This is a genomic window from Bradyrhizobium symbiodeficiens, from assembly GCF_002266465.3.
Lineage (GTDB): Bacteria > Pseudomonadota > Alphaproteobacteria > Rhizobiales > Xanthobacteraceae > Bradyrhizobium > Bradyrhizobium symbiodeficiens.
In genome coordinates this window covers 2,590,086-2,609,183 of the sequence record NZ_CP029427.2, presented here as the reverse complement: position 1 = coordinate 2,609,183, position 19,098 = coordinate 2,590,086, and the positions used below count along the sequence as shown (strand labels likewise).

Here is a 19,098-nt window from a genome sequence, read left to right as displayed (position 1 = left end):
GATGGCAAGCGTGCTGATCGCGCTCGGCGGCAATGTCGGCGATGTCCGCGCGACATTCGCCAAGGCGATCGCGCATATCTGCGGCATGGCGCAAGCCGCCCTGATCGCGCGCTCCGCGGACTATGCCACGCCACCCTGGGGCGACGAAGAGCAGGACGCCTTCATCAATGCCTGCGTCGAGATCGAGACCGACCTCGATCCGCACGCGCTCCTGTTCGTGCTGCAGAAGGTCGAGCAGAAATTCGGCCGTACCCGGGACAAGGAGCGGCGCTGGGGCCCGCGCACAATCGATCTCGACATGATCGCCTATGACGACATTTCCATGCAGAAGCCGGACCTGACCTTGCCGCATCCGCGCCTGTTCGAGCGCGCTTTCGTGCTGGTGCCGCTCGCCGAGATCGCGCCCGACCGCGTCATCTCGGGCATCCGTGTGCGTGACGGGCTTTCCAGCGTCTCGACACAAGGCATTGAGCGGCTTCCGGATACCGGTTAACCAAAATCGACCGTTTGCAGGGACGGTCGGCCGTGGCAAATTCGCCTCGCGAATAACGATACGTTTGGGAGCCCTTGGCCGCATGACCTCCGTGACTGACGACCTGCCGCTGGCGGCCGATTTTCCCCAGGCAACCGTCGAAGACTGGCGCAAGCTGGTCGACGGCGTGCTCAAGGGCGCGCCGTTCGAGAAGCTGGTCGGCAAGACCTATGACGGACTCAAGATCGAACCGCTCTATCTGCGCGCCAAGGGCGTTGCGCCCGTGATGGGACGGCCGGCGGCGGCGCCGTGGCAGATCGTGCAGCGGATCGACCATCCCGACGCGGTGCTCGCGAATGCGCAGGCGTTGCAGGACCTGGAGAACGGCGCGACCGGGCTCGCGCTGGTGTTCGCCGGCGCCAATGATGCGCGCGGATTCGGCCTGGAACCCTCTGCCGAGGCGGTCGCAAAGGTCCTGAAGGACATCCATCTCGACGCCGGCATCGGCATCGAACTCGAGATCGGACCGCAATCGCGGATGGCCGCGATCCATGTCGCGGAATATGTGAAGAGCAAGGGCCTCGATCCCGCCGCCTGCAACATCCGTTTCGGGCTCGATCCGCTCGCGGCGGGCGCGGTGTGGGGCCACAGTCCCTATGCCTGGGAGGAGATCGCCCCTGCCGTCACCGGCGCGATCAAGGGCCTCGCCGCGCTCGGCTTCAAGGGACCGTTTGCGTCGGCCGACGGACGCGTCATCCACGATGCCGGCGGCTCGGAGGTGCAGGAGCTGGCCTTCGTGCTCGCCTGCGGCGTCGCTTATCTGCGCGCGATCGAAGGCGCCGGCATTCCGCTGGAAGCCACGCAAGGCATGGTCTATGCGCGGCTCGCCGCGGACGCCGACCAGTTCCTGACCATGGCCAAATTCCGCGCGCTGCGACTGCTGTGGGCGCGTGTCGAAACAGCGTGCGGCTTGGCGCCAAAGCCGCTGTTCATTGCCGCCGATACGGCCTGGCGCATGCTGACGCAGCGCGACCCCTACGTGAACATGCTGCGGGCGACGATCGCGACGTTTGCAGCCGGGCTTGCCGGCGCCAATGCGATCACCGTGCTGCCGCATACGCTGGCGCTCGGCCTGCCGGATCCGTTCGCGCGGCGCGTGGCACGCAACACGCAACTCCTCCTGCTGGAAGAAAGCAACCTCGCCAAGGTCTCTGATCCCGCGGCGGGCGCAGGCGGCATCGAGGCGCTGACGGCGCAGCTTTGCGACGCCGCCTGGGCGCTGTTCCAGGAGAGCGAAAAGGCCGGCGGCGCCTTTGCCGCGCTTCAGCAGGGCCTGTTCCAGAGCAAGGTGGCAGCCGCGCGAACAGCGCGCGAGGCCAACATCGCAAAACGCCGCGACGTGCTGACCGGCGCCAGCGAGTTTCCGAACCTGCACGAGCGCGAGACGGCGGTGCTGACAGCAACGCCAGTCGCGCTGCCACCGTACGGCGAGCAAAAATACAAGTTCGATGCGCTGCCGCCGATCCGGCTTGCGGAACCGTTCGAGCATTGCGCGACAAATCCGACGCGGCCCTGAAGACGCGCGGCGCACGGCCAAGAGTGTTTCTGGCCAATCTCGGCACGCCCGCCGAATTCACGGCGCGTGCGACCTTTGCGAAAAGCTTCTTCGAGGCCGGCGGCATCGAGGCCCTCGACAGCGAGGGCTTTGCCGATCCGGCCAAGTTGGTTGCCGCCTTCAAGGCCTCCGGCGCCGAGCTCGCCTGTCTTTGTTCCAGCGACGAGGTCTATGCCGGTCAGGCGGAACCCGCCGCGAAGGCCCTGCAAACCGCGGGTGCGCGACATATCTATCTCGCGGGCCGCCCGACGGATGCCGAGGCAGCGCTACGGGCCGCCGGCGTCACGGGTTTTGTCTTCGCCGGGGGCGATGCGCTTGCCACGCTGCAAGACGCCTATCGACGGATGGAACAGTCATGATCGACACCAGCAAACCCGTTCTCACCGGCGGCTGCCAATGCGGGGCGGTGCGCTTCGGCGTCACGACGGCGCCGAACAGGGTCTCGATCTGCCATTGCCGGATGTGCCAAAAGGCGGCCGGCGCGCCGTTCGCCTCCTTTGCCGACATTAACAAGACGGACTTTACCTGGACCAAGGGACAGCCGTCGTTCTTCCGCTCCTCCACCATCGCCGAACGCGGCTTTTGCGCAGCGTGCGGCACGCCGCTGAGCTTCGGCCGTATCGACGGCGACCGGATCGAGATCATGACCGGCGCCTTCGACCGCCCCGACCGGGTGATCCCGACACGGCAGTTCGGCACCGAATCCCGCCTCGGCTGGGTTGTCGGCATCGCCAATCTGCCGAGCCAGACCACGCAGCAGAATTACGGACCGGAGAAGATGGCGACCATCGTCAGCCATCAGCATCCGGATCATGATTGATGAAATGGTTGAAGCCATGAGCCGCATTCCCAATTTCGCAAACATCGCCTTCGAGCGCGCTGCCACCGCCGCACTGTCAGGCAGCGGCGAGCCGTGGCTGACGCCTGAGGGCATTCTCGTAAAGCCAGCCTATGGCGAGGCTGATCTTGCCGGGCTCGACTTCCTCGAGACCTATCCCGGCATCGCGCCTTTCCTGCGCGGCCCCTACCCGACCATGTATGTCAACCAGCCCTGGACGGTCCGGCAATATGCTGGCTTCTCCACGGCGGAGGATTCCAATGCGTTCTACCGCCGCAACCTGGCGGCAGGACAGAAGGGCCTCTCGGTCGCCTTCGACCTCGCGACCCATCGCGGCTATGACTCTGACCACCCCCGCGTCGGTGGCGACGTCGGCATGGCCGGCGTGGCCATCGATTCCATCTACGACATGCGCACGCTGTTCGCGGGCATTCCGCTCGACCAGATGAGCGTGTCCATGACCATGAACGGCGCGGTGCTGCCGATCCTCGCGCTCTATGTTGCAGCCGCCGAGGAACAGGGCGTGCCGCCGGAAAAGCTCTCGGGCACCATTCAGAACGACATTCTGAAAGAGTTCATGGTGCGCAACACCTACATCTATCCGCCCGCGCCCTCGATGCGGATCATCTCGGACATCTTCGCCTACACCTCGCAGAAGATGCCGAAATACAACTCCATTTCCATTTCCGGCTATCACATGCAGGAGGCCGGGGCGACGCAGGACCTCGAGCTCGCCTATACGCTCGCCGACGGCGTCGAATATCTGCGCGCGGGTCTTGCGGCAGGTCTCGACGTCGACCGCTTCGCGCCGCGGCTGTCGTTCTTCTGGGCGATCGGCATGAACTTCTTCATGGAAGTCGCCAAGCTGCGCGCCGCGCGCCTGCTGTGGGCGAAGCTGCTCAAGCCATTCAATCCTAGGGACCCGCGCTCGCTCTCCCTGCGCACGCATAGCCAGACCTCCGGCTGGTCGCTGACCGCGCAGGACGTCTTCAACAACGTGATGCGAACCACCGTCGAGGCGATGGCGGCGACGCAAGGCCACACCCAGTCGCTGCACACCAACGCGCTCGACGAGGCGCTGGCGCTGCCGACAGATTTCTCGGCGCGCATCGCTCGCAACACCCAGCTGTTCCTGCAGCAGGAGAGCGGCACCACCCGGATCATCGATCCCTGGGGCGGCTCGTATTACGTCGAACGCCTCACCCGCGACCTCGCCGCCAAGGCCTGGGCCCACATTCAGGAAGTCGAGGAGCTCGGCGGCATGGCGAAGGCGATCGAGGCGGGTCTGCCGAAGCTCCGCATTGAGGAAGCCTCGGCCAAGACGCAGGCCCGCATCGATGCCGGCAGGCAGGCGGTGATCGGCGTCAACAAGTACAAGCCGACGGATGAAGCGCCGATCGATATCCTGAAGGTCGACAACTCCAATGTCCGGCGCCTGCAGATCGACAAGCTGACGCGACTGAAGAGCGAACGTAGCCAGAAGGACGTCGACGCCGCGCTCGCGGCGATCACGCGCTCCGCCGGCGAAGGCAACGGCAATCTCTTGGCGCTCGCGATCGACGCGGCGCGGGCCAAGGCGACCGTCGGCGAAATCTCCGATGCGATGGAGAAGGTGTTCGGCCGCCACCGCGCCGAGATCAAATCCATCACCGGCGTCTACAAGCGGGAGGCGTCCAGCATGGGCAACCAGGTCGAGAAGGTTCAGGCGCTGATCGACGCCTTCGAGGAGGCGGAAGGCCGCCGCCCGCGCATCCTGGTCGCCAAGATCGGCCAGGACGGCCACGACCGCGGCCAGAAGGTGATCGCCTCGGCCTTCGCCGATATCGGCTTCGACGTCGACATCGGACCGCTGTTTGCGACCGCCGACGAGGCCGCGCGGCAGGCCGTCGAGAACGACGTGCACATTCTCGGCGTCTCCTCGCTCGCCGCGGCCCATCTCACCGCCGTGCCGGAGCTGAAGGCCGCGCTGAAGAAGCAGGGCCGTGACGACATCATGATCATCGTCGGCGGCGTGGTGCCGCCGCAGGATTACGACGCGCTATATGCGGCAGGTGCCGAGGCGATATTCCCGCCTGGCACCGTGATCGCGGAGGCGGCGGAGGAACTAATCCGCAAGCTGAATGCGCGGCTCGGGCATAGCGAGGCGGCGGAGTAGCTTCACCGCCAATCTTCCGAGAAGAAGGATTTTGCGTGATGTTTCTCGCGTCAACGTTCGTGCGCGCGCTCGGTGTTGCCATGGTTTGCAGCACACTGTTCAGTCCCGCCGACGCAGCCGACCCCAAGCCCGACTCCGTCATCAAGAACAAGAGCATCGAGGCGCGCGTCTTCCTCGACGACAGGATCAAGGCCGATGCAGCGCTGGCGGCGGACTGCCTCGCGGAGGGGAAAAAATGGCTCGACAAAAACTCCGCCGAAGCTGCCGCCGCGCGCAAAGCCGATCCGCAATTCTTCAAGGACGGCGGCTGGGATTTCGAGCGCAAATATGAGATCCGCTCGGTCGTCGCTGACCGCTATGTCAGCATCCTCCGCAACGACTACATGAACACACGCGGCGCGCATCCCAATTCGGACGTCAACACGATCCTGTGGGACAAAGCCGACAACAAGCGGGTCTCGATCCGCCCGTTCTTCACCGACACAGCCGACAACGGCGCGACCATGAAAGCGATGGTGAAGGCCATCATCGCCTCGCTCAGAGTCGAGAAGAAGAAGCGCGACGCCAGCGAAACCGCAACCGACGAATGGTTCAAGGAGCTGAAACCGAGCCTGCTCAAGATCGGTGCGGTGACGCTCGCCCCGTCGACTGAAGCGGGCAAGAGCTCCGGCCTCACCTTCCACTATCCGCCCTACGCCGTCGGTCCCTACGCCGAGGGCGAATATGTCGCCTTCGTGCCGTGGGAGACGCTGAAGCCGTATCTCACTGCGGAAGGCACGCGCATCTTCGGCGGCGCAAGACCGAAAGGCGACGCCCAGGAGCCGTGAGCGGTCGCTAACTCGATCGCGCCAGCGTCCGCGCAAGTGAGTTCGTCCAATCGGGAATCCAGGACGCGAATAGCGCCTGCCAGCGATCGGCATCCGCAGGTTCGGTCTCGAGGACGACCGACCATTCGATGAGGGTACGGTCGCCCTCGGCGATCGGGCGCAGTTGCATGGTGCCTTGATAGCGCGTCGGCGCCGGCGTCCGGCTTCCGGCATCCTGCGGATATGGCAGTGCATCAAGACCCGCATAGGTGAGAGTGCGCTGCTCGTCCGAGTGATCGACCAGGCGCTGGCGGATCCAGTTTCCGAGATAGCAGAAGCGCCTGATGGCGCCGACTTCGTCGCCGCGCTTGTCGTCTTCGATCTCGCTCTCGCTCACGCCGTCGATGTAAGCGGGATAGTTGTTGAAATCGCGGATCAGCGACCAGACGTCGTCCAGCGGGCGGTCCAGCACGGCGCTGTAATAGGCTTGGGTCATCGGTGGCTTGCCTTTGGCTTTGGTTACCCGCTCAGGCTGGCGAGGCGCGCGGGCAGAACCCACCCGATTTCCGAATGCCCATCCCATGGGCATGCTGTTTTCACACAACATGTCGATCTCCTTGGTAGCGCTACCTTGCGGCGGCCCGGCAAAGCCGACTAGAATGTCGCCATTGACAAGAGCGCCCGACATCACGGGCGCCGTTGGGAGGCATTCAATGTCCAAGATTTCGCGCCGCAGCTTTGCGGCTTCAACGGCCGCCGTCGCCGTATCCGCCGCTTTCGGCTTCAAGCCCGCACGCGCACAAGCCTATCCGGCCCGGCCGGTCACCGTGATCGTGCCCTGGGGCGCTGGCGGCGGAACCGATGCGACCGCGCGCATTGTCGCAGCGCTGCTGGAAAAGGATCTCGGCCAACCCTTCAACGTGGTCAACCGCACCGGCGGCTCCGGCGTGGTCGGACATAGCGCCATCGCGACCGCACAGCCCGACGGCTACACCATCGGCATGCTCACCGTCGAAATTTCGATGATGCACTGGCAGGGCCTCACCGAGCTGACGCCGAAGAGCTACACGCCGCTGGCCCTGATGAACGAGGACCCCCCGGGCATCCAGGTCTCCTCCTCCTCGCCCTACAAGACCGTCAAGGAGCTCGCCGAGGCGATCAAGGCCGCGCCTCCCGGCAAGTTCAAGGCGTCGGGCACCGGCCAGGGCGGCATCTGGCATCTGGCGCTGGTCGGCTGGATGCAGGCGATGGGCCTGCCCGCCAACCAGGTCGCCTGGGTGCCCTCGAACGGCGCGGCACCCGCGATGCAGGATCTCGCCGCAGGCGGCCTCGACCTCACGACGTGCTCGGTGCCGGAGGCGCGCGCCATCATCGAGGCCGGCAAGGCCAAAAGCCTCGCCATCATGGCGCCCGCGCGCAACCCGGTCTTCAAGGACGTGCCGACGCTGAAAGAAGCGATGGGCATCGACTACGCAACCGGCGCCTGGCGCGGCATTGCAGGGCCGAAGAACCTGCCGCCAGAGATCGCGAGCAAGCTCACCGCAGCGCTGAAGAAGGTCTACGATTCCGCCGAGTTCAAGGACTTCATGAACAACCGCGGCTTCGGCACCGTGTGGGGCGACGCCGGCCATTTCACTGGCTTCATGGACAAGGGCGACGCCCAGATGGGCGAAGCGATGAAGGCGGCCGGTCTCAGCAAGGCGTGATGTTTTCACCTCTCCCCGCCTGCGGGGAGAGGTTGGATCGCATCGCAGATGCGATCTGGGTGAGCGGGAGTCTCCGCGAATGCAATTTTCACCGTCCCCGCGAAGAGCCCCCCTCACCCCACCTCTCCCCGCACGCGGGGAGAGGGAGCGCACCTCCCGGAATTCTGACAGGACTTTTTCCCCATGCGTCTTCCCGACTCCGTCACGGGATCGTTTCTCGTCGTGCTCGGCGCTGCGGCTGCCTATGGCGGCTGGTTGCTGCCGCCGGTGCCGGGCCAGCCGGTCGGCCCCAATGTGTTTCCGCTGGTGATCGGCAGCGGCCTCGCGCTGTGCGGGCTCGCGATCGTGTTCGGAATCGGCCACTCCTTCGAGGAGGAGGAAGAGCTTATCCCGCTGGAGGACGGCCAGACGGCCGCCGCTCCACCGCCGCAGGGCAAGCTCTACGGCCTGCGCGCCTTGCTACCGCCGGCGCTGCTGCTGTTCTACGTGGTCGCCGCCGACCGGCTCGGCTTCATCATCACCGCGGCGCTCATGGTCTACGTCACCTCGACTGCGCTCGGGGCCAAGTGGAAGCTGGCCCTGCCGCTGGCGGCGCTCGCACCCTTCGCCATTCACCTCATCTTCGGCAAGTTGCTGCGTGTGCCGCTTCCTGCCGGCCTGCTGCCGACGCCCTGGTAATTCCCCATGCTCAAGACCCTGATTGAAGCATTCGCCCTGATCTCCACCTGGGAGGTCATCATCGCGATGTTCGCGGCCTCCGTGTACGGCCTCGTGATCGGCTCGCTGCCCGGCCTGTCGGCAACGATGGCGACCGCCCTGCTCGTCCCCGTCACCTTCTACCTCTCGCCGATCGCGGCGATCGCGACCATCGTCGCGGCATCCTCGATGGCGATCTTCTCCGGCGACATTCCGGGCGCGCTGTTGCGCATCCCCGGCACGCCCGCCTCCGCTGCCTACGCGGATGAAGCTTACGCGATGACGCGCAAGGGCCAGGCCGAGCTGGCGTTAGGTGCCGGCGTGTGGTTCTCCGCAGTCGGCGGCATCGCCGGCGTGCTGTCGCTGATGGTCCTGGCGCCGCCGCTGGCTGAAATCGCGCTGTCGTTCTCGACCTTCGAATATTTCTGGCTGGCGCTGCTCGGCCTGATGTGCGCGACCCTGGTGGCGCGCTCCTCGCCGGTGAAGGCGATCGCCGGCATGTTCCTCGGCCTGCTCGTGTCCTGCATCGGCATCGAGAATCCCGGCGGCGTGCCGCGCTTCACCTTCGGCCTCACCGATCTGTTCGGCGGCATCGAGCCGATCCCGGCGCTGGTCGGCGTGTTCGCGGTGGCGCAGGTGATGCGCGCAATGCTGACGCCCGAGCCCCCGCCGCTGCCACGGCGAAAATTCGGAAGCATCATGGCCGGCCAGTGGAAGTTGACCAAGAAATATCACTGGCAGATGACGCGCGGGAACATCGTCGGCATCATCATCGGCGTGCTGCCCGGCGCCGGCGCCGACATGGCGGCCTGGGTCAGCTACGCGATGTCGAAGCGCTTCTCCAAGGAGCCGGAAAAATTCGGCACCGGCCATGTCGAGGGCCTGGTCGAAGCCGGCGCCAGCAACAATGCCAGCATCGCCTCGGGCTGGGTGCCCTCGCTGCTGTTCGGCATTCCCGGCGACACCATCGCCGCGATCGCGATCGGCGTGCTCTACATGAAGGGCCTCAATCCTGGCCCGACGCTGTTCACCGAAAAAGCGTCGAGCATGTACGCGATCTACCTGATGTTCATCATCGCCAACATCATGATGATCCCGCTCGGCATCGCCATGATCCGGATCGCGGCCTACATCCTGCTGGCGCCGCGCTCGGCGATCATGCCGGTCATCATGCTGTGCTGCGCGGTCGGCTCGTTTGCGATCGGCAACAACATGTTCGGCGTCGTCACCGTCGCCGCCTTCGGCATCATCGGCTACGTCATGGAGGCGAACGGCTATCCCGTCGCCGCGATGGTGCTGGGCATCGTCATGGGCACCATGGTGGAGCAGGCTTTCGTGACCTCGCTGATCAAGTCCGACGGCAGTATCCTGCCGTTCTTCGAGCGCCCGGTGGCGGCGATCCTCGCCGCGATGGCGATCGGCGCCCTGCTCTGGCCGGTGATGGTCTGGGTCTGGCGCAAGGTGAAACCGGCGCAGACGGCGGTGGCGACAAGCAGGTGATTCCGGGCGAGCGGCCCTCGCCTGCCCGGCCTCAGCGTTGTAAAGCAGGGCATGACTGAGAAGAAGGCCTCGCTGGACGTCACTACCCTCGCCAACGGGCTCCGCGCCGGCAGCCGCGCTGCCCTCGCCCGGGCCATCACGCTGGTGGAGAGCCGGCGCGGCGACCATCAGGCGCTGGCGCGCGAGCTGGTGCAGATGCTGCTGACCGACACCGGCAAGGCGTTCCGCGTCGGAATCACGGGATCGCCCGGCGTCGGCAAGTCCACCACCATCGATGTGCTCGGGACCTACCTGATCGAGCAAGGCAACAAGGTCGCGGTGCTCGCGGTCGATCCGTCCTCGGCGCGCAGCGGCGGCTCGATCCTCGGCGACAAGACACGGATGGCGCGGCTGTCCGCCTCCGACAATGCCTTCATCCGGCCCTCGCCGTCCTCGGGCACGCTCGGCGGCGTCGCGGCCAAGACGCGCGAGGCGATGCTGCTGTGCGAGGCGGCCGGCTTCGACGTCGTGCTGGTCGAGACCGTCGGCATCGGCCAGTCCGAGACAGCCGTCTGCGACATGACCGATTTCTTCCTCGCGCTGATGCTGCCTGGCGGGGGCGACGAATTGCAGGGAATCAAGAAGGGCCTGGTCGAGCTCGCCGACATGATCGCCATCAACAAGGCAGACGGCGACAATCTCAAGCGCGCCAACATCACCGCCGCCGACTATCGCGGCGCGCTGCATATTTTGGCGCCGAGGTCCGAGCATTGGCATCCGCCCGTCGTCACCTATTCGGCGCTGGCCGGCACCGGCATCGCCGAGCTCTGGCAGAAGGTTCTCGATCACCGCAAGGCGATGAACGCTTCGGGCGATTTCGCCGCGCGGCGGCGTGAGCAGCAGGTGAAATGGATGTGGTCGATGCTGGAGCAGCGCATGCTGGCGCGGCTGCGCAGCGAGGCCTCGGTTCGCAGCAAGGTCCGGAAGATCGAGACTGAAGTCGCCGACGGCCATCTCACCCCGGCGCTCGCCGCCGAGCAGATCCTGGAGTTGCTGAAATGAGCGAGAAGCTCCGCGTTCTCCTCACCGGTTTCGGGCCGTTCCCGGGCGCGCCCTATAACCCGACCCAGCCGCTGGTCGCGCGGCTCGCGCAATTGCGCCGCCCGGCCCTCGATGATGTCGCGCTCGCGAGCCACATCTTCCCGGTCACCTATGCCGCGGTCGACCGGCAATTGCTTGATGTGCTCGCGAAGGTGAAGCCGGATGCGCTGTTGATGTTCGGCCTCGCCGCACGCACGCCTTATCTGCGCATCGAGACCCGCGCGCGCAACGCCGTCACCATGCTCTGGCCCGATGCCGCCAACACCCGATCGAGCAAGCGCGGCATCGCAGGCACCGCCGAGGCCATGACATTCGGTCCGCACACGGCAAGGCTGCTGCGCGCCGCGCGCCTCACCGGCATCGACGCGCGTCCCTCGCGCGATGCCGGCGCCTATCTCTGCAACTACCTGAGCTGGCGCGCGATCGAGAATGTGCGCGCGGGCGGGCCGCAGCTTGCGGCCTTCATCCACATTCCCCTGCTCGCGCGTGGCGGTGCGGTGCGGCGCAAGGGCGCAGCCCGGATCACGCTGGAGGAGCTGGTGGATGCAGGCGAGGCCATGCTGATGGAGATGGTAGGATTGGCACGAAAGGCGCGAGCTTCGTAGGGTGGGCAAAGGCGCCCTTGCGCCGTGCCCACCATACATCAGCGTCATGGTGACAATGGTGGGCACGCTTCGCTTTGCCCATCCTACGGCGCCGTCTCTGCGGTAAACATTTAACCCTACCGCGAACAATCCTCACGACTCCGGCCGCCCCTGCGCTACCTAGTCGATGCGGATGCCCTCCCGCTTCCGCCGGAGGACGCGTCATGGACCTCAATCGCCGTCATCTCATCGGAGCTTCGACCGCAGGCATCGCAGGCGCGCTCGCCATGCCGGCCGATGCCGCGCGCGCGGCGCCGCTGACATCCCTGCTCGGCCGTGACGCCACGCAATATGGCGTGCGGCCCGGTAGCAGCGAAGATCAGACCCGCGCGCTGCAACGCGCGATCGACGAAACGGCGCGGGCGCAGATGCCGCTGGCGCTACCGCCCGGCGTCTATCGCACCGGGCTGTTGCGGCTGCCGAACGGCGCACAATTGATCGGCGTGCGCGGCGCGACGAAACTCATCTTCACCGGGGGCGCCTCGGCGATCCAGAGCGACGGTTCGGACTCCATCGGCCTCACCGGCATCACCTTCGACGGCGGCGGCATTCCGCTGCCGACGCGTCGCGGGCTGATCCATGTGCTCGGCGGACGCGACATCCGCATCGCCGATTGCGAGATCACGAACTCAGGCGGCAGCGGCATCTGGCTAGAGCAGGTCACGGGCGACATCTCCGGCAACATCTTCACTGACATCGCGGTCTCCGCGGTGGTCTCGTTCGACGCCAAGGGGCTCAGCGTCTGCCGTAACACGATTATCGGCACCAACGACAACGGCATCGAGATCCTGCGCAGCGCGATCGGCGACGACGGCACGCTGGTCGCCGACAACCGCATCGAGAACATCAAGGCCGGTCCCGGCGGCTCCGGTCAGTACGGCAATGCCATCAATGCCTTTCGCGCCGGCAACGTGATCGTGCGCGGCAACCGCATCAGGAACTGCGATTACTCCGCGGTGCGCGGCAATTCGGCCTCGAACATCCACATCTCCGGCAACAGCGTCAGCGACGTGCGCGAGGTCGCGCTCTATTCCGAGTTCGCGTTCGAGGCCGCGGTGATCGCCAACAACACGGTGGATGGCGCCGCCGTCGGCGTCTCCGTCTGCAATTTCAACGAGGGCGGCCGCATCGCGGTGGTCCAGGGCAACATCATCCGCAATTTGATCCCGAAACGACCGATCGGCACCGCGCCCGACGACGACGCGGGCGTCGGCATCTACATCGAGGCGGATTCAGCCGTGACCGGCAATGTGATCGAGAATGCGCCGTCCTACGGCATCGTCGCCGGCTGGGGCAAATATCTGCGCGACGTCGCGATCACCGGCAACGTGATCCGCAAGGCGCTGGCGGGCGTCGGCGTCTCCGTCGTGCCGGGCGCAGGCATCGCGCTGGTCAACAACAACATGATCTCCGAAACCCCGCGCGGCGCCGTCGTCGGCCTGGACCATGCGCGCGCGGTGACCTCGGATCTGTCAGCCGACGGCGCGCAACGATTCGCGCAGGTGATGGTCGGCGGCAATGCGGTTCGAAGGTAGGCGCGGCTGGCAGCCGGGCCGTACATCCTTCGAGGCTCCCCATGGGACGCGCTGTGTCCCATGCCTCGCGCCTCGGGATGGCGGGGTGAGAAGCGCGCTTGCTTTCCCTTGCCCCCCTCCCAGACGCTAGAATGCGTTCCTGAGCAGGGGGTACTTGGCTTCCAGGCCGTCGAGGTTGAAGGTGAATTCGACGACGCGCTCGGGGGCTGCGACGATTTCCTCGGCCGGCGGGGCGAACTGCGGCAGGAGCGCTGCCATCGTGGCAGGCGCGGTCTTCGGCGGCTTCGCCGCAGCGACCGCGAGCGGCGGCCTCACTTCAGGCGCGGCGAATGCAGGAGTTGCGGCAGGCGCCGCGAGCGGTGACCTCACGGCAGGAGCGGTAAGCGGTGCCCTCGCCGCGGGAGCCTTGAGCGGCGGCATCTCGGCAGGCGCAATAAACGACGCCATTGCGGCGGAGGCGGCAGGAGGGGCAAGCGGCGCTTCGGTGATTTCGGCGAGAACGTCCGGCTGCGGGTCGAGCCTGACCGGCACGGCGGTCTCGGGGGCGATGTGGACGGCCTTTGGCTGCAGGGTCTTGGGCTGCACGATCTGCGCCTGCTGCTCGCGCGGAAGCACCCGGGGCATGGTCGCCGGCGACCAGCCGATTGCCGGCGTCACGCTTGCAGCGGCCTCGGCGACATCAGCACCGGTCGCCAGCGCGCGCCAGGTCTCGACGGCGCGCTTGGCTTCCTGGATGTTTTCGAGGAATGCGATCTCGGAGTGATAACGGCGCCAGCGGCCGGTCTCGAACATTTCGGAGAGATGTTGCAGCCGCTGCTCGGCGAGAGCGCACCAGCGCGCCGCGACGTCGCGGCCAGCAACCACTGCACGCGCAGACGCGCAGTTAGACTCTTGGCGATGTGTCATGAACCAGCCCGTCAGGGAAAAACACGGACGCGGGGGGACGCAACGCACACGAATCAATTTAGAAGCGACATGAATATTTTGTGGAAAAGTTTTGACTTGTCCAGCAACGACACGAGTTTCGTCGTCAAACTCCGTAGTCCAGCGGAGATTTACGGGCTTTTGGAGTCAAGCCTCGCGCAAGCATGACGGACTTGCGGGGTGCCTCCCGAGCGACGGCCACGAACGCAGGCGCAATCGCTACCGGAAGCTGGGCGATCGAGAGACTTCAAAAAAACAGGCCCCAAAAAGAAAAGACCCGTCCGGGGGGACAACCGGACGGGTCGAGCCATATGGGCGCTTGGGGTGGATGGGCGCTCGCGCCTAATATGACTGATGGGGAGGGATGACCGCTCCCACATAATTTGGTCGTGGCAGCCGGCTGAACGTTCAATGCCGCGTTCGATTTTTTGGCCTTCGCAACGCGCGTATGTTTGCCGCAGGCGCTATCGCGTCGCCGGCCTATCCGCCTGAGAAACCGTGGCTTTATCGTCCGCGCTCGACAACGAGGGCTGCTCGATCGCGCGGCTGTTGGGCTCGTCGCGACGCTTCGCGGCATCTTCACGTTTTGTTGTACCCGACGCAGCCGCAACGGGCGTGGCGCTGTCGGCGGGAACAGCCATGACCGCGGCAAACGCATCGGCTTGGCCGTCGCCAAAAAGCTCGTCGCGCCCGGGCGAGCCGAGGTCGCGCGCGGTCTTCGCCAGCGTCATGCGCAGCGCTTCCGGCTTCAAGGCGTAGTTGCGCTCGAGCAGCAACGCCGCGACGCCGGAGACATAGGCGGCCGAAAACGAGGTTCCCGACGTCATCTGGTACTTGCCGTCCGGCGCCGGCAGGAAGATGTCGACGCCCGGCGCTGCGACGGCGATGTAATTGCCGCGGTTGGACGCAGTGAACAGCCTGTCCTGCTGGTCGGTCGCGCTGACCGCGATCACGTTGGGATTGGCAGCCGGATAGAGCGGCGGCGATTTCGCGCCGGCATTGCCGGCGGCCGCGATCAGCACGAGGCCTCGCGCGGCGGTCGCCGCGATGGCCCGTTCGATCACCGCGTCCTTTGGACCGGCGAAGCTCATATTGACGATCTGCGCGCCGTGCTCGGCGGCGTAATTCAGCGACCGCAGGATGATGTAGGACGAGCTCTCGGCGCCGCCATTGGTGCCGCCGAACGCGCGAATCGCGATGATGCGCGCCTCGGGCGCGCTGCCCATCAGCCGATCATGCGCCACGATGGCGCCGGCGATACCGGTGCCGTGGACGTGGGGCCCCTCCGCGCTGCCGAGCGCATCGAAATTGTCGGCGATGGAATTGGCGAGTTCGGGATGCCTTGTGTCGATGCCGGAGTCGATCACGGCAACCGTGACGTTGGCGCCGTGCGCCAGCGTATGCGCCTGCGGCAGGCGGAGTTTCGTCAGGGCATATTGCGCAGGATCGCCTTCGCTCGGGGGCGTCGATTTCTGGTCCTGCAGCACATAGCGGAAGTTCGGCTGGACCGAGCGCACGCTGCCGTCGGTCGCGAATTCGCGCCGCACCGTCTCGTACGGCCGGCCATCCGTGATGCGGAACAGACCGAACGTGGCGCCGATCAGCGGGAAGCTCTCCGACGATATCCGCGTCAAGCCGTGCCGGCGGGCCAGCGCGTCGGCATCACCGGGCGACATTGTGCCGTCGATCTCGGCCACGAATTCGTTGGCGAAGCTGCGCAGATTGCCGGCGACGACCGGCGTGACGTTGCCGCGGCCCTTGCCGGCGCTCTTCTTGACGGGTTTGCCAGGGTCACCGCCGCCTGCATTCGGCTGCGCGAGGCATTCGCCGTCGGCATCGCGATAGGGCGCGGTGCAGGCCGGATACAGGTTCGGCGAATAGCGCGCATAAGGCTGCACCGTCGTCGGCCGCAGGCGCGACGTCGTGGTGTGGGGAATGGTCGCGATCGTCCGCGGGCCGCGATCGACGGATACCGCCCTGGCCGAGACCGTCGGACCGACGCGCGAGGCGATGCTCGGAGAGATGGTCGGCGTTCGCGTGGGCACGCTGATCGTCGGCGTGCGCATGATCGCCTGCGCCTGCGCAACCTCGACGCCGAGACAGGCAGCGATCAGAAGCGCGGCGCCGACCGGTGAAGCGTAGGCCCCGGTGCGCACCCTGCTCTCGGACTTGCTCTCGGACTTGCCTGTCATCGGATCAGCGGCGCGCTAGGGCGCCGCGACGGCGAGGTTGACGAACTTCTCACGCTGCATCCTGCCGAGCAGCGAAGCGAGCTCGTCCTGGCTCATCGCCTTGTCGAACTGGAGGCGGAACATGCCGCCCTTGGCATCGCCGATGATCGAGGCCTGGTAGCTGTCGAGCAACGCGGTGATGTCGCCGACGCGGGCCTCGGGCGTGAAGCGCACCAGCGCGCGCGCCGGCGGAACAGCCGTGCCGAGTTCGCGTGTGATCGGACCGCTGGTCGAGAGCGAAGCTGTCTGGAAGGTCGCAGGCTGGTTCTTCATCAGCACGGCGCCGATGATTCCGGCCTGCAGCATCAGCGCGATGGCACCGAGGCTCGCCGACCACGCCAATGTGCGCGGCGACAGGCTCGCGAAGAAGGTCGAGATGCGCGCCGACAATGGCAGCGAGCCGCTCGCCCGCGCCGGCTCGGCGTCGATCGCGGCGAACAATTTCTGCATCGCGCGCGCCGAGGGAGCCCCGAGGCTCTCGTTCAGATGGATGGTCTCTTCGTACTCGCCGCGGATCGCGGCATATTGCCTGGCAAGCTCGGGGTCGCGCGCCAGCGCTTCCTCGACCCGCCGCGCATCGCGCGCGTTCAGCGTGCCGGCAGCGTGCCACGGCAGCAGGAGTTCAATTTCACCGGGCTCTTGCTCCAGCATCTTCTTGCTCAAAGCCATCATGGCCAGCCTCGCTCAACGCCGGCTGCCTTCAGCAGTTCGGCCAATTTCTTGCGCGCATAGAACAAGCGCGTCTTCACAGTGTTCTCCGGTATTCCGACGATTTCGGCCACCTCTTCCACGGACTTCTCGTGGTAGTAGACGAGATCGACGATTTCCCGGTGGTCCGGCGAGAGGCCCGTCAGACACTCCCGCAACGCAGCACTTGTATCTTTCTTCTGCACCGCCGTTTCCGGATTGTCGGACGTGTCCTCGATCGCGTTGGCGGCGTCTTCGTCCAGTTCAAAATCCTTCCTGCGCCGGAGCGCAGACAGGGCCTTGAACCGGGTAATTGCCAGCAGCCAGGTAGAAACGGCGGATCGGCCCTCGAACTTGCCGGCTTGACGCCAGACGTCGAGAAACACCTCGCTGATGAGGTCTTCCGCCGCCTGCTCGTCCCGCACGAGCCTCAGCCCGAAACGATACACCCTGACATGGTGCCGCCCGTACAGCACCTGCATGGCGAGCCGGTCACCTTGAGCGATCCTGGCGATCAGGACCTCGTCCGAAGCCGCCTGTGTCACGCTCAATGCCCGTCTCGCAAAGTTGGTCGGGTCGGCGCGGCGGACGGTTCGACAGGGGGGGCAAAATTGTTCAGGATACCGCAGTCATACGGGCGCCTGTGTGATCCACCCCACATACGCGTATTGTTTTCGTCCCACCCGCGGTCGTCGGCCGCTTTCATCAAGATCGGTAACATAATACTGCAATACTTCCCTGCGGAATGCCTGTCCGGCACAGGCCGACCTCGTCCGGTTCCATAGCAGTCCTGCACGACATATGTCTCGCCAAGCCCGGCTTAGGCTCGATCGCATCGCTAACCGATGCCCTATCGCCGGCAAAAATTCTCCCGCCGAGCCTGCCACCTTGTTCTGCGCTGCACGGTTCGGATTCGGTTTCAAAGGATACCAAACCTAAAGGCTTGCCACGTAGATTTTTACGCGGACATCCACCATTGGCGGGACCATGAGCACGGCCGCGACGTCCTTTCCCGACAGGAATGCCGCTGAGGTCGCGGATCTCGTGCTCTCGCCCGAGGGGGCGGCGCCCCCCGAAGTGCTGGCGCGCCGGGCCCGGCAGCGCCGCCAGATGTATATCGGCCAAGTGGCGAGCTATTCGCTGGGCGCCTCGGTCCTGTTGCTCTACGCCTATGCTGGCGCGGTCTCCATGGTCGTTCCGTCGCTGTTCTGGCTCGGCGGTCTCCTGATCATCGGGACGTTCACCGTGCTGTCGGAAGCCGGCTTCGGCGACCGGTTCGAGGACCATTACCTCACCGTCTTCCAGATCTCGGCGCATATGGCAGTGCAGCTGGTGTTCCTGCTCGCCGTGCCCACGGTCGGGGTCGCGTTCATCGCCGTGCTGTTTCTGATCTTCGCGTTCGGCACGCTGCGGATGACCTCGAGCCAGGCGATGCTCACCTGGGGCCTTGCCACCGGCGGGCTCGCGCTGGTCTTCCTGGGCTCTGACCTGCCGATCGGACTGCCGGTTACGACCCGCCTCGAGCGAACCGCCTCGATGCTCTGCTTCGTGCTGGTGATCGGCCAGTGCGCTTTCCTCGGCCTGTTCGGCGCCACCCTGCGCAAGATCCTGTACCGGCGCAGCATCGAGCTGAAGGATGCCTATCAGCGCATCGAGGAGCTGGCCGAGCTCGACGAGCTCACCGGTTCCTACAACCGTCGCTGCATCATGCGGCTTCTCGACGCCGAGATCGAAAAGTCGCGGCAGGCATCGACGCCTTGCGCGATCGCGCTGATCGATCTCGACTGGTTCAAGCGCATCAACGACGCCCACGGCCACCCCGTCGGCGACGAAGTGCTGCGCACCTTCGCGATCACCATGTTCGCCAACATCCGTCCGGCCGATTGCTTCGGCCGCTACGGCGGCGAGGAATTCCTGCTGCTGCTGCCGGACACGTCGGGTGACGCCGCACAACGCATGCTCGAGCGCTTGCGCAGCATCGTCGCCGATCTCGACTGGAGCGCATTCTCCCTGAATATGCACGTGACCATTTCCGCGGGCGTCGTGACGCTGCGCGACGTCGATACTGCCGACACGTTTCTCGCGCGCGCCGATCGCGCGCTCTATTCCGCCAAGGCGCAAGGGCGCAACCGCATTGCAACCAGCTGACCAATCCGTTTTTTTCCTGCTGCGACAGAAGCCGCCGCCGGACCAAGCGCTCCAGGACAGG

At 65.8% G+C, this 19,098-nt stretch carries 16 protein-coding genes and 1 pseudogene; 12 read left to right on the top strand and 5 right to left on the bottom strand.

Features of this window, described 5'->3' with window-relative positions; all coding sequences use genetic code 11:
* The first annotated feature begins 1 nt into the window (after position 1).
* From folK to CIT39_RS11850, 5 genes and pseudogenes are all read left to right on the top strand, one after another.
* Entirely contained in the window at positions 2–493 is a 492-nt protein-coding gene (gene folK, locus CIT39_RS11870) for a 2-amino-4-hydroxy-6-hydroxymethyldihydropteridine diphosphokinase (protein ID WP_094975179.1), read from the top strand.
* Positions 494–575: 82 nt separating this feature from the next.
* A pseudogene (locus CIT39_RS11865) lies at positions 576–2,446 on the top strand (methylmalonyl-CoA mutase family protein).
* The gene (locus tag CIT39_RS11860) at positions 2,443–2,907 is read left to right on the top strand and encodes a GFA family protein (RefSeq protein WP_094975181.1); all 465 of its coding nucleotides are present in this window, start codon (positions 2,443–2,445) and stop codon (positions 2,905–2,907) included. Before CIT39_RS11865 ends, CIT39_RS11860 begins: the two are co-directional and overlap by 4 nt.
* Before the next feature lie 16 nt (positions 2,908–2,923).
* Positions 2,924–5,080 (top strand): methylmalonyl-CoA mutase, encoded by a 2,157-nt coding sequence (gene scpA / locus CIT39_RS11855; RefSeq protein ID WP_094975821.1) that lies wholly within the window; start codon positions 2,924–2,926, stop codon positions 5,078–5,080.
* Positions 5,081–5,118: 38 nt separating this feature from the next.
* Positions 5,119–5,907 (top strand): RsiV family protein, encoded by a 789-nt coding sequence (locus CIT39_RS11850; RefSeq protein ID WP_162848633.1) that lies wholly within the window; start codon positions 5,119–5,121, stop codon positions 5,905–5,907.
* Positions 5,908–5,914: 7 nt separating this feature from the next.
* Here the strand turns inward: CIT39_RS11850 and CIT39_RS11845 are convergent, their stop codons facing one another.
* On the bottom strand, positions 5,915–6,574 hold the full coding sequence (locus CIT39_RS11845) for an SRPBCC family protein (RefSeq protein WP_244607565.1): 660 nt from the start codon (positions 6,572–6,574) through the stop codon (positions 5,915–5,917).
* 25 nt (positions 6,575–6,599) lie between these two features.
* On the opposite strand from CIT39_RS11845, the gene CIT39_RS11840 reads away from it, so the two are divergent.
* The 6 genes from CIT39_RS11840 to CIT39_RS11815 all read left to right on the top strand — a co-directional run bounded on the left by CIT39_RS11840 (position 6,600) and on the right by CIT39_RS11815 (position 13,047).
* Positions 6,600–7,592 carry a tripartite tricarboxylate transporter substrate binding protein gene (locus tag CIT39_RS11840; RefSeq protein ID WP_094975183.1) on the top strand — a complete coding sequence of 331 codons (993 nt, stop codon included), beginning with the start codon at positions 6,600–6,602 and terminating at the stop codon, positions 7,590–7,592.
* Between the two features lie 183 nt (positions 7,593–7,775).
* A complete protein-coding gene (locus tag CIT39_RS11835; protein WP_094975184.1) occupies positions 7,776–8,270 on the top strand; it encodes a tripartite tricarboxylate transporter TctB family protein in 495 nt (164 codons plus the stop codon).
* Between the two features lie 6 nt (positions 8,271–8,276).
* Positions 8,277–9,788, top strand: coding sequence for a tripartite tricarboxylate transporter permease (locus CIT39_RS11830; RefSeq protein ID WP_094975185.1), 1,512 nt, complete (start codon positions 8,277–8,279; stop codon positions 9,786–9,788).
* A gap of 51 nt (positions 9,789–9,839) precedes the next feature.
* On the top strand, positions 9,840–10,829 hold the full coding sequence (gene meaB, locus CIT39_RS11825) for a methylmalonyl Co-A mutase-associated GTPase MeaB (protein ID WP_094975186.1): 990 nt from the start codon (positions 9,840–9,842) through the stop codon (positions 10,827–10,829).
* Positions 10,826–11,473 carry a pyroglutamyl-peptidase I gene (locus tag CIT39_RS11820; RefSeq protein WP_094975187.1) on the top strand — a complete coding sequence of 216 codons (648 nt, stop codon included), beginning with the start codon at positions 10,826–10,828 and terminating at the stop codon, positions 11,471–11,473. The genes meaB and CIT39_RS11820 overlap by 4 nt, the downstream gene beginning before the upstream one ends.
* A 203-nt stretch (positions 11,474–11,676) precedes the next feature.
* On the top strand, positions 11,677–13,047 hold the full coding sequence (locus CIT39_RS11815; RefSeq protein ID WP_094975188.1) for a TIGR03808 family TAT-translocated repetitive protein: 1,371 nt from the start codon (positions 11,677–11,679) through the stop codon (positions 13,045–13,047).
* Positions 13,048–13,173: 126 nt separating this feature from the next.
* On the opposite strand, the gene CIT39_RS11810 is transcribed toward CIT39_RS11815, so the two are convergent.
* From CIT39_RS11810 to CIT39_RS11795, 4 genes are all read right to left on the bottom strand, one after another.
* Positions 13,174–13,911: a TIGR03809 family protein gene (locus tag CIT39_RS11810; RefSeq protein ID WP_094975189.1), complete on the bottom strand. Its 738-nt coding sequence runs from the start codon at positions 13,909–13,911 to the stop codon at positions 13,174–13,176.
* 524 nt (positions 13,912–14,435) lie between these two features.
* Positions 14,436–16,163, bottom strand: coding sequence for a S8 family serine peptidase (locus tag CIT39_RS11805; RefSeq protein ID WP_094975190.1), 1,728 nt, complete (start codon positions 16,161–16,163; stop codon positions 14,436–14,438).
* A gap of 15 nt (positions 16,164–16,178) precedes the next feature.
* Positions 16,179–16,874 carry a hypothetical protein gene (locus CIT39_RS11800; RefSeq protein ID WP_094975191.1) on the bottom strand — a complete coding sequence of 232 codons (696 nt, stop codon included), beginning with the start codon at positions 16,872–16,874 and terminating at the stop codon, positions 16,179–16,181.
* Positions 16,871–17,440, bottom strand: coding sequence for a sigma-70 family RNA polymerase sigma factor (locus tag CIT39_RS11795; RefSeq protein WP_162307447.1), 570 nt, complete (start codon positions 17,438–17,440; stop codon positions 16,871–16,873). Before CIT39_RS11795 ends, CIT39_RS11800 begins: the two co-directional genes overlap by 4 nt.
* A 436-nt stretch (positions 17,441–17,876) precedes the next feature.
* Here CIT39_RS11795 and CIT39_RS11790 point away from each other — a divergent pair, with 436 nt between their 5' ends.
* Positions 17,877–19,037: a GGDEF domain-containing protein gene (locus CIT39_RS11790; RefSeq protein WP_094975192.1), complete on the top strand. Its 1,161-nt coding sequence runs from the start codon at positions 17,877–17,879 to the stop codon at positions 19,035–19,037.
* Positions 19,038–19,098 lie beyond the last annotated feature (61 nt).